This window comes from Flavobacterium sp. A45 (assembly GCF_002001005.1).
In the GTDB taxonomy this organism is placed as follows: Bacteria; Bacteroidota; Bacteroidia; order Flavobacteriales; family Flavobacteriaceae; genus Flavobacterium.
Genome location: NZ_MUNX01000100.1, coordinates 14,581 through 26,364 on the forward strand (window position 1 = coordinate 14,581; position 11,784 = coordinate 26,364).

7 protein-coding genes are annotated in these 11,784 nt (G+C 36.8%); all 7 read right to left on the reverse strand.

Features of this window, described 5'->3' with window-relative positions; translation table 11 throughout:
* Position 1: 1 nt before the first annotated feature.
* Complete coding sequence (locus tag B0E44_RS12810; RefSeq protein ID WP_077375735.1) at positions 2-1,735, reverse strand: cellulase family glycosylhydrolase; 1,734 nt, start codon at positions 1,733-1,735, stop codon at positions 2-4.
* Positions 1,736-1,799: 64 nt separating this feature from the next.
* Positions 1,800-3,257, reverse strand: coding sequence for a glycoside hydrolase family 30 beta sandwich domain-containing protein (locus tag B0E44_RS12815; RefSeq protein WP_077375738.1), 1,458 nt, complete (start codon positions 3,255-3,257; stop codon positions 1,800-1,802).
* A gap of 41 nt (positions 3,258-3,298) precedes the next feature.
* On the reverse strand, positions 3,299-4,759 hold the full coding sequence (locus B0E44_RS12820; RefSeq protein WP_077375741.1) for a glycoside hydrolase family 30 beta sandwich domain-containing protein: 1,461 nt from the start codon (positions 4,757-4,759) through the stop codon (positions 3,299-3,301).
* A 105-nt stretch (positions 4,760-4,864) separates the two neighbouring features.
* Entirely contained in the window at positions 4,865-5,932 is a 1,068-nt protein-coding gene (locus B0E44_RS12825) for a glycoside hydrolase family 16 protein (RefSeq protein WP_077375743.1), read from the reverse strand.
* A 111-nt stretch (positions 5,933-6,043) separates the two neighbouring features.
* Positions 6,044-6,913 (reverse strand): hypothetical protein, encoded by an 870-nt coding sequence (locus B0E44_RS12830; protein ID WP_124019330.1) that lies wholly within the window; start codon positions 6,911-6,913, stop codon positions 6,044-6,046.
* Positions 6,914-6,969: 56 nt separating this feature from the next.
* Entirely contained in the window at positions 6,970-8,478 is a 1,509-nt protein-coding gene (locus B0E44_RS12835; RefSeq protein ID WP_077375749.1) for a RagB/SusD family nutrient uptake outer membrane protein, read from the reverse strand.
* Between the two features lie 15 nt (positions 8,479-8,493).
* The gene (locus B0E44_RS12840; protein ID WP_077375813.1) at positions 8,494-11,604 is read right to left on the reverse strand and encodes a TonB-dependent receptor; all 3,111 of its coding nucleotides are present in this window, start codon (positions 11,602-11,604) and stop codon (positions 8,494-8,496) included.
* Positions 11,605-11,784: the final 180 nt, after the last annotated feature.

Here is an 11,784-nt window from a genome sequence, read left to right on the forward strand (position 1 = left end):
TTTATTTAGCAGTTTTAAACTCCAAAAAGTTAAGATTGAAATTTCCTCCTTCAAAGTGAACGCGAATTTTATTTATTCCTTGTTTCATCGCTACATTTTTTAGAACAATTGTTTTCCAAACAGTTTCTCCTCCGGTAACAGGAAGCTCCGTTGATTCCGAAATTTTCTTCCCGTCTTGTTCCAAATACAGTTTCCCTCCCGCTTTTTCACTCGAATATCGGATTTCAATATCAAAACTGCCTTCTTTTTTTACCTCAGTCGTAAATTGTAACCATTCATTATCTTCAATGAAAGAAACTTGAAAACCATTGGTTGTCTTATCAGTACAGACTTCAATATCCACGCCGTCGTTTCGCATTTTGCCCCCTTTATTCCATTGCGTAAATTTAGTTCCGTCATAATTGGCAATATCTTTATCCGAATAAGCAAAACCGTTTTGACCTAAATCAAACTCCGTTGCATATATTCGTCCCGGAAGCTTATGGCTTTTATACTTCTTGGTGTCATTGTTCTGCACTTGTCTGAACATGGCATCAATTACATCGTATCTAATCGTTAGATGCTCCATTTTATAATTCTCCGCCATCTGCATCAGCACTTTTTTGGAAAAACCTGCATCTGGTTTTACACCGCCATTTTTCCAATACTGTAATATTTTATCATAACCTGCCGGTTTTGTCACCGAAGTAACTCCAGCCAAATTCTCAATTTTTTTCATTGGCCAAAAGGCCCAACCGATGTTATTAGACTCCATTAATGAAATGGCTTCTTCAAACCAAACATTGGAATTTTCTCCGCTTTCACCCAACCAAATCGGCACATTGTATTGTGTTCTGTAATTTAGCATCGTCTGGATAGAAGCTGTGTCATTGGTGTTCCAATATTTATGAAAACTCAAAGCCATATTTTCATCCCAAAGCGGAAACATACCGCTGTAATTATTGCCCCAGCAGTTTCCTTCAATGATAATTAAATGATTGGTATCAATAGCTCTAATGGCCTTTGTAATTCTGAGCTGCAGTGCTCTCAAAGGAGCATTTGAAGTTTCATCACAGCCGTTTTGATTGGTTCCCGTAAAATTCCAATTGGGTTCATTGATAATATCATAGGCTCCAATCCAAGGATTGTCTTTGTAACGTTCGGCTAATTTTTCCCAAAATGCCACCATTTTATCTTGATTTGCAGCACTCTCCCAAAGAGATGGTTTTGAATCATCGTAGTCGGATATTGCAGCATCTTTCCCTTGGCCTCCAGGAGCAGCATGCAAATCTAAGATTAAATATATTTTATTGGCAGCACACCAATTAGCTAAATCATCGGTCATTTTAAAACCTTCTTCCAGCCAGGTAATCTTACCATCTTTTTCGTTTTCAATAGCTGGAGTGTACAAATTATAATGCATTGGCAAACGGATGGAGTTAAATCCCCAAGCTGCCAAAGAGTCAATATCTCTCTTTGTGATTCCGTTTTTTTTGTATGCTTTATAGAACTCATCAGTAGCTTCAGCACCTATTAAATCGGTAATTTTTTGCTTGATTTTATATTGCGGTCCAGCGAATGCTCCGGTCTGAATCATATAGCCTTCCTGAACCATCCAGCCGCCAAGACCCAAACCACGCAAAACGATATTTTTACCGTTTCCGTCCACAATGTTTTGTTGGTCTCTATGCAAAAAACCCTGTCCAAACGAAGCTGTGGCGATACACAAAAAAGTAAATACTATTATTTTTTTCATCACTGTTAATTATAAATTTGAATGTTATCAAAATTAGCCAAAAAGAATCTAATCCGATTTAAGATTAGTATACCAAAGTCTGTATTGCATTAGGCAATATCGTAACCTCAGCAGCTTGATTTCCAATACACAGATTGTAAATTACCGCTACATCACTTTGATTCATAACAACCGTTATCATTTTCCCGTCTTTATTCAAAAATGAAGTACTCAACAGACTGCTTCTGCTCACTGCAGAACTTACTCTTTTTGCCTCAGGGCGAATAAATTTTGAAAAATGTCCAATGTAATAATAAGACGGCGTATAAATTAATTCTCCCGTTTTAGTATCGGCATGAATAGGTGCAAAACAAAAGTTCCCCACATGATTAGGACCTCCATTTTCATCCAAAAGAATATTCCAGTCTGTCCAGCCCACAGTTCCGTTATTAAAATCATGTATCATTGATGATCCGTAACGTTCTCCATTAGCCCACAATTGGTAGTTCTTGGCATCAAATTTCTCTACACAGCCTTCGGTAAACATTAAGTTTTTATCGGGGAATGCTTCATGAACTTTTCCCACATTTTCAAACATCTGGTTACCGCCAGCCCATGTTTCATACCAATGGAATCCCATTCCCCATGCATACTTTGAAGCTTCTGGATCATTAAAAATAATATTGGCTCTTTGTAACATCAAATCACGGTTGTGATCCCAAACAATTATTTTTTTGTTCCCCAGTCCTTCTTTTTTCATAGTTGGCCCAAGATAATTTTTCAGGAAATCTCTTTCCGCTTCAGCTGTAAATACGCAAGATTCCCAAGTTTGTACAGCCATAGGCTCATTCTGTACACTAATTCCCCATATCGGCATCCCTTCTTTTTCGTAGGCTTTTACAAACTTTGTATAATAATTTGCCCAAGGCTGGAAAAACTCAGGCAGTAATGTCCCGCCTTTCAGCATATCTTTATTACTTTTCATAAAAGCGGGAGGACTCCACGGACTTGCATACAGGATTATTTTTCCCCCTGCCGTTTCTGTTGCTTTTTTAATCAGCGGTATTTTAAATTCTCTGTCATGTTCAATAGAAAAACTTTTCAATTCAGTATCGCCTTCCTTTATATAAGTATAACTCCCAGAAGCAAAATCGGAACTGTGAATTGTGGTTCGTAGTAATGAATAGCCGATTCCTTTTTCGGCATTGTAATATGCGTTCAAGAATTCCTGCTGTTTTTCTTTAGATAATTTAGCAAAAACCTCAGCACTTGCATCTGTTACTGCTCCGCCAATTCCTAGTAAGGATTGAAAAGTTTTGTCTGGATTTACAAAAACACAGGTCTGTCTTTCAGTAGGCTGTTTCAATTCTGAAAATTTAAGATTATCTGTTTTTGACAATCTCAAATTTGTGCTTTCGGCTGTAGTGTACACTGTAACTGTCCTGTCTTTTGCGTAAAAAGATTGTGCAGCTGCTTTATTTTTTTGCTGTGCAAAAACAAAAAAAGATGCCAGTACAAATACCGTGGTCGTTATTTTTTTCATAATCTGTAAGGTGATAATTGTTTTATTTTTTTGATACCGTTTTACCAAATATAGGTTCCTACTGCTCCCCCTTCCAGTGAAACAGTAATCCATTTTCCATTGTCTTTAATATTAAATAATTCTGTCGCATTTCCATCATTTACAACCAACAGCACTTTTTTCCCCGCTGGAGTTTTGAAAGCAACATTATGCAGATTACCAACAACAGCGCTCCCAATTCTAACAGAACCCGCAGGCACAAACTTGGAAGCATGAGCTGCTATATAATACCCAACATTACGGGTTAATGATTCGCTGCTGTTTATTGTTATTGCTCCTTTACAAGTCGTACATCCTCCTTGTGTATGAGGACCAAAAGAGCCGTCATTGGCAAGATTCCACTGCAGTGCGTTTTTACTCCAATTGCGCATTGACCCGATAATTACATTTTTGACCTGCCATTTTAAATCTCCGTCAAATGCACCAGTAGAGGAAGTGTACTGCTCCGTGAAATAAACGTCTTTATTCGGAAATGCATCGTGAACAGTTGAGAGTGCGCTGATATCGCCTCCGTACAAATGAAATGCAGAACCTGCTACAAAGGGGTAAGCAACAGCATCTTTTAAAATCGTAATCGGATAATGGGGGTTATCGCAATTATGATCATAAGAAATAATCTTTGTAGCAATATTGGCTGCTTTAAATGCTGGTCCCAAATTATTTTTTATAAAATCGGCCTGCTGCAAAGCGGTCATTACCATACTCGGATTGTTACCCCCGTGTAAAGGTTCGTTTTGAGGAGTTATTGCATCAATTACAATTCCTTCAACTTTCATTTTTTGAATAAATTTTACAAAATACTGAGCATAAACTTCATAATATTGAGGCTGTAAACTCCCGCCCACAAAATTATTATTGTCTTTCATCCAAAGCGGTGCAGACCAAGGAGAACCCATTATTTTGATATTAGGATTAATCGCCAGAATTTCTTTTAGCAGTGGAATCATATCGGTCATATCAGGAGCCAGACTGAAATTAGCCAGATTAACATCTGTCTGTCCCGCCGGCATATCATTATAGGTAAAAGGAGCTGCATTCAAATCGGAAGCTCCGATACTGATTCTCAAGTAGCTCAACCCTATTGAATTATCGCCTGAACCAAACAATTCCTGCAATAGGTCTTTCTTTTTTTGAGCAACCAGCTGATTGATCACTTGAGCACTTCCGCCGGTCAATGTAAATCCAAAACCATCGATTGTTTGATAGGTTTGAGTTTCATTTATTTCAATATTCTGATAAATATTTGCCTTGGTTCCAAAAGCTAAAATGTTTGTCTGCTTTTTCAAAAGTGCTGATTGATTTCCTGTCGTAAGCCAAAAATCAACTTCATTTTTTGCTACTGGAGGTGGTGTAGGAGTTGGATCTGGAGAACCGCCTCCGTCATTAGAAGAAGAACAGCTGATGTGTATGGCTGAAAAAGCTATCATGAAAAACAGCTTTCCTAATTGATGTATTTTTTTCATTATTTATTTTTGATTAATTCGGCAAAACTGGATGATTATCTATTTTGAACTCTGAATTATTGTTATTTAATTTTCTATTCTTGATAGTTTTAATTCTGCTGTTTATTAGTTATATACTCTTATATAATCCACTTCAAAAGTTGACGATGTAAAATTTGGATCTACAGGACCTCCCCAAACTCCACCCATTGCAAAATTGACAATCAGGTAAAAATTTTTGTTGAAAGGGAATTTATCTGAATTTATAAAAGTGTAATACAATTTATCATCCACATAAAACTTTATATAAGTGGCAGTCCAATCTGCTTTATAGATATGGAATTCAGTATTGCTGTTTGGCACTTTTATAATGCCAGTATCTGGAGTTGCTCCAGAACGACCTTCGGAGTGTAAAGAAGAATGATTTTGGTCTATATTCTTTCCAACAGACTCTAAAATATCTATTTCTCCACATTTTGGCCATCCTACAGTGCCAATATTACTGCCCAGCATCCAGACTGCAGGCCATGTCCCAACACCAGTTGGCACTTTTGCCCGGATTACTATTTTACCATAAGTGAAATCAAATTTACCGTTACTTTCAATTCTTCCAGATGTAAAATCGCCATTGCCATATTTTTCTCTGATGGCTTTTATTTTCAAAACACCGCCTTCAACAATTATATTTTCCGGACGATTGGTATAGGATTGAAGCTCGTTGTTAACATAGCCAGGATTCCAAATCTGGAAATTCCATTTGGTTGGATCTGGCGCACCATCAGTATTAAATTCATCAGCCCAAATTAACTTGGATTCTACCAAAACGGTAATAGAGAGTGACGTGCTAACAAATTTACCAGCATTATAAGCAGACACATATAGCACATAAGTATTAGCACCCGATGCTGTATAAGTGTAAGAAAAGCTTCCATTTGTCACTTCCTTTGTTTCTCCATTTCCAAGAGTAATTTTGTATGACGTGGCATTTGCTGCCGATACAGTAAAGTTTACTACACCTGTTCCGTCGCCATTTGGATTTTGTGCTGAAGCACCAGCTATTTCTGCTGTAACTTTTAGATTTGCAGGTGTTATATTTTCTGCCTCTGGCTCGTCTGAATTTGAACCGCTACAGGAAATAAACAGAAAGCAGTTCAGTACGATAATAAAATTTATTCTGGAAAGATATTTTTTCATTTTTACTACTCGTTAAATATTCCATTAAAAATAAAATGACCCATAATCATAGAGAATGGGCCATTCTACCAACTCAACCTAACTTACTAATTAATTCATTATTTAAAACAACTACAAAGACGGTCTCATTTCAATATTTTGAATTTTGATACCAGCCTTCATGTCTTCACCACCGCCTCTTATTACCAGATACGCTGTACCTGTTTGAGTAGCAGTAAATATTCCTTTATTGTTTGCAGCCGTACAGCCCACAACTGAAATTTTTCCTGAAAAAGCAGCTGTTGCACACCCGTCCCAAGTACTTAAAGCTCTTAATTTTCCTCCTTCTGAATAATCAGTTCCTGTTACTGGTGCTGAATAACCGCAATACACTTCCAACCAAGTATTACTGCAGCCTGTTGTTGAAGAAGTAATCATATCGATTACGTATTTTTTTCCTGCTACAACATTAATTGCCTGATATATTCCGTTACCAGCCCAGCCACTGGCTGTCAAAGTAGCCGAACCTTCAGCAAAAGTAATACTGGCACTGGAAGCTGGATTTGTAACAGTCCATTTTGACCAATCCTCAATATTGGTTAATCTTCCTCCTTTAAGGATATTCCCAGCTACTGGATCTGGAGTAGCTATGACAATCTGTTGAGATGCAGTATTTATAATTCCTCCTCTACCAATGGCAGCGTGCGTAATGGTATAAGTCCCTGCATCTGGAAGAAAGAGATTTTCTGTCATCTTACCAACAGCCATTCCTGCACCATCACCCATGTCCCATTTGGAACCTAATACATTTTTTGTCTGCGCTGTCAATATAAATCTATTGGCAGAACCTTCTACGGCTGTAATGGTAAAGGAGGGATCAACATTTGCATCTGACAGTCCGTTATCTGTGATATCTTCAGACTGACAGCTTCCTAATGAACTTAATGTTATGATAGATAACATTAGATAAATGTATCTGTTCAATACTACTTTTATATTCATAATATGTGTGTTTTTTTAGTATTAATAATTTGGATTTTGAACCAATCTTAGCTCTATTAATTATAGCCAGGGTTTTGTTTCAATTTAGTTCCTTGAAGTTCTCTGGTTGGAATAGGGAAAATTTCATCTACACCAGCATTAAAACCTCTGTTGGCTAACACAGTAGCTGCATCGCCCCATCTTACTAAGTCAAAGAATCGAAGTCCTTCACCTGCAAATTCCCTTCTTCTTTCATTTTTAATAGCCTGAAGTGTAACCGGAACTGAAGGCAAACCAACTCTTGCTCGAACAGCATCCAGTAATGCTTGCGCTCTTGCTCCAGAACCTAATGCTTCTGCTTCCATTAAATAGGTATCAGCAAGTCTCATCACATACGTATTTTGCTTGTAATTTAATTCAGCCGCACCACCGCCAGTACGAACATCCGTTTTGCGCGGAAGAAATTTATTCAAGAAATAGCCTGTATCTTGGTATCCTCCAATATAATCTGCCTCACCTGCAGCTTTCAATGCTTTAATATCTAGTATTGTAGCTTCAAACCTTGGATCTGTCTTAAGTGCATCATACAAATCTTGTGTTATAATATTAAAACTCCATCCTGATGGTAAATCAGGAGCTGATGATGCTGCTGGTTTTGAGTAACTTCTAGGTCCTATCATTACATTCAATGAATTTCCTTCGTCTCTACCTGAACCCCAAAATCCCCAATCAGAATTTCCTGCACTTGTATGAGACACTTCAATAAGTGATTCTGTATTGAACTTATTGGCAACAACCCATAAATCACTGAAATTGGCCAATAGTTTGTTTCCGTATTGATTTGTTGCGCCCGGAGTACCATTTACTTGAGCCAAAACTGCTGCAGCTTCCGCTTTTTTACCTTCAAATAAATATACTTTTCCTAGCATAGCTTGAGCAGCGCCTCTTGTAAGTCGGCCAGATTCTGTACTCGCAGGAACTGTTGCAGGCAAAGCAGGAATTGCTTCTGTCAAATCTTTTTCAATTTGAGCATAAACCGCTTCAGAAGTTGTTTGTTCAACATCATACATATTAGTAGCAGTCAAAGGGTCTAACAATAATGGAATATTTTTAAACATACGCACCAAATTGAAATAATAAATCGCACGCAAAGCTTTTGATTCTGCAGTAAATCTAGATTTAAGATCATCAGACATATCCACATCCGGTAATTTTACAAGTAAGGTATTCGCTCTAAAAACTCCTTGATAATGGTCGTTCCAAAAACTCCCGGGAATACTTATTGAAGTAAGCGAGTGGGTTGAAAAATCTTGAATTCCCTGTCCGTCTGTAGATCCACCGCCGCCTGCATAAAAATCATCAGAACCTGCATTCATCATTGCGATCATATTTTCAAAACCGCCCGAATTTTTTCTGATCGGATCATAAACCCCAACAAGTGCGGCTGTCGCCTGTCCTTCATTTGAATAATAATTATCCGAAAGAAAGGATCCTTTTGGTGTAACCTCTACAAACTCTTCTGAGCAAGACCCTAAAGAAATCATTGCTATTGCTATAAAAAAGTATTTATATTTTATCGTTTTCATAATTCTTTAATTTTATTAAAATTGTAGATTAGCTCCAAACATGAATGTTCTTGCCTGTGGATAAACACCTTTGTCTATTCCAAAAACACCTCCGCCAATTTCTGGATCATATCCAGTATATTTTGTAAAAGTGAACAAGTTCTCGCCAGTTAAGTAAAAACGAACTTTACTTGCCCCTATTTGAGAAACTACATTTGTTGGTAATGAATAGCCAAATTGAACTATTTTTAAACGTAAATAATCTCCATCTTCCAAGTAGAAATCTGACATCTTACCAAAGTTTCCGTTAGTATCAGTAGAAGTAAGTCTTGGATAATCATTAGATGTTCCTTCACCAGTCCAACGAGCCAAAGCTTCTGTCTGATAATTAGCATTTGTGATATCTAATCTTCTTAAACCTTGGAAAATTTTATTTCCAGCTGCACCTTGAGCAAATGCCATTAAATCAAAACCTTTATAGTCTAAGTTCAATGTAAGCCCAAATGTATATTTTGGGATATTGCTGCCTAAGAACTGCTTGTCATCGTCATTGATAGATCCGTTGCCGTCTGTATCAATCCAACGGAAATCTCCTGGACGTGCATTTGGCTGAATTAAACCTCCAGAAGTATTTGTATAGGCTGTAATTTCAGCTTCATTTTGAAAAATTCCAGCTGTTTTTAGACCATAGAATGAGTTATATGATTGACCAACTTGAGTTCTAGTAACTGGCCCCATAGATTGGAAAGAAGCATCTCCTTGAATATAATTTGCATCAGAAGCGACATAGGTTACTTCATTTTCTAAATAAGCAAAATTTGCATTTGCTGAGAAATTAAAATCACCGAATTGTTTTCTGTATCCTAACTCAACCTCAATACCTCTGTTTTCCATATCGGCAACATTTCCTGTTGGATTGGAAACAACCCCAACATAACCAGGAATGTTTATTGGACGTAAAATACCTGTAGTTTTTTTGTTATATACATCTACAGTAAGATTTAAATTATTGAAAAATTTTGATTCAAATCCAATGTTTGCCTGAGAAGTCTCTTCCCATCTCAAATCTGGATTGTCCAAAGTAAGATTTGCATAACCAGTAGTTATTGCTCCTGTATTACCAAAAGAATAGTTATAACCGCCTTCAACTAAAGAAAGATATCTAAAGTTTGGAATGGCATCATTCCCAACAACACCATAACCTCCTCTAATTTTTAATGTATTAATTACATCATTCTCTTTCCAAAATTCTTCTTTTGAAACTACCCATCCTACATTAAAAGAAGGGAAAACACCAAACTTATGATTGGCTCCAAAACGGGAAGATCCGTCACGGCGAATAATACCTGTCAATAAATATTTTTCTTTAAAATCATAATTAACACGGGCAAATAAAGAGGTTAATTTATGCTCTACCATATCATAAGTACCGCTGCTTCTGTCTGCCTGCGGAATATCAAAGTTGAAAGATGCATCCTGATAGCTCGTAATAGGCAAACCAAACATTGTAGCACTTGAACCGCCACCAATATTCTCAACATAAGCACCTTGACCTAACAATACTGTTAAATTGTGATCCCCAAAAGAATTAGAATAAGTTGCAATATTTTCGACATTCCATGCAAAACTGCTGTTTTCACTTTGCCCGTAATTATTTTTAAGCACGTTTGAAGTAGCACTCAAATAATAAACAGGAGTAAATCCCTGATTACCCCAATACGCCATTTTGCCTCCAAATGTTGTTCTGAATTTGAAATGTTTTGTCACTGCAGCTTCTAAATAAGCATTTCCAACTAAATCATCAGACCAGTTGTAACCGCCTAGTCTAGTTTGAGTATAAGCTAACGGGTTAGTCATTTCTTGACCAACTAAATTGGAAATTCCGTAAGGATTACCATTTGCATCTCTAATTACAGGATTCGTGCTGTATGGTGCTGAATTAGCCAAAACAGGATCCGTTTCAATAATTGGAGTTGTAGGGTCTAAATTAATTGCAGAACTCAATGGCCCTCCAAATTCGCTATTGGTATTACCAATTCCAACAGTTTTTTGTCTTGTGAAACCAAAAGTCTGTCCGAAAGTGAATACTTTGGATATTTTGTGAGTTGAATTTAAACGGAAACTATTTTTATTATAATTTGAAATCTCGGTAGAAACAATTCCCTCCTGATCTTGAATTCCAAAAGAAGCATAGAAGTTTGAAACATCACTTCCTCCGCTAATACTCAATTCATGTGAATAACGAAGTGCACTTTCATTAAAAATAGCTTTTTGCCAATCAGTCCCATTTCCTAATGCAGCTGGATTCGAAAAGATTAATGCGCCACCGCCAGCAACTGACTTTTCATTTAATAAAGTCGCATATTGAGTTGAATTTAGTAAATCTAATGTTTTAGCAGGAGATGAAACTCCAGCAAATCCATTATAATTAACCGTAATTTTTCCAGATTTTCCTTTTTTGGTTGTTACCAAAATTACACCTGTTGCAGCACGAGTTCCGTAAATTGCTGCTGAAGCTGCATCTTTAAGAACCTCCATAGATTCAATATCCGATTGATTAAGATAACCAATACCTCCAGCATCTACAACCACACCATCTACAACCCAAAGCGGATCATTTCCTCCTTCACCAAAAGTAGTTATACCCCTAATACGGATCGTTGATGCTGAACCTGGCTGACCAGAACTGGAAGCTATTGTAACTCCAGAAACTCTACCCTGCAATGCTTGTTCAATACGGCCATTAGGAACTTTTTCCAAATCTCTGGCTCTTACACTTGAAATCGCACCAGTCGTTACACTTTTCTTTTGGGTACCATACCCTACTACCACAACTTCATTCAAGTCTTGTGATGCAGTATAAAGTTTTACTTGTACTGATGTTTGACCATTAATAGCCGTCTCAACAGTTTTATACCCTATAAAACTAATTGATAAAACTCCGTTTTTGGGAGCACTAATTTGAAATCTACCATCAAAATCTGTCGCTACTGATGATGACGTTCCTTTTAAAACTATTGTTGCCCCTGGAATTGGAATCCCCGTTTCATCAACCACTTTTCCGTTAACGGGTGCTTCCTGCGCATGCCCATAAACTGAGAATAAGAGTGACAAAATACAAAAAATAAATGCTTTTAATAATTTCATTTTTCTGATTATTTTGGTTAAAAATTTAGTTATTTGATGCAATAGTATATCTAAAATTTCTAATTTCAGAATTAACAATCACTACAAATTCACATCAATAAGACCATATCAGTATTACAAAATATTATCAAAAAAAATATAATCACTTGATTTAAAGTATTTTAAAAACAAAAAAACATT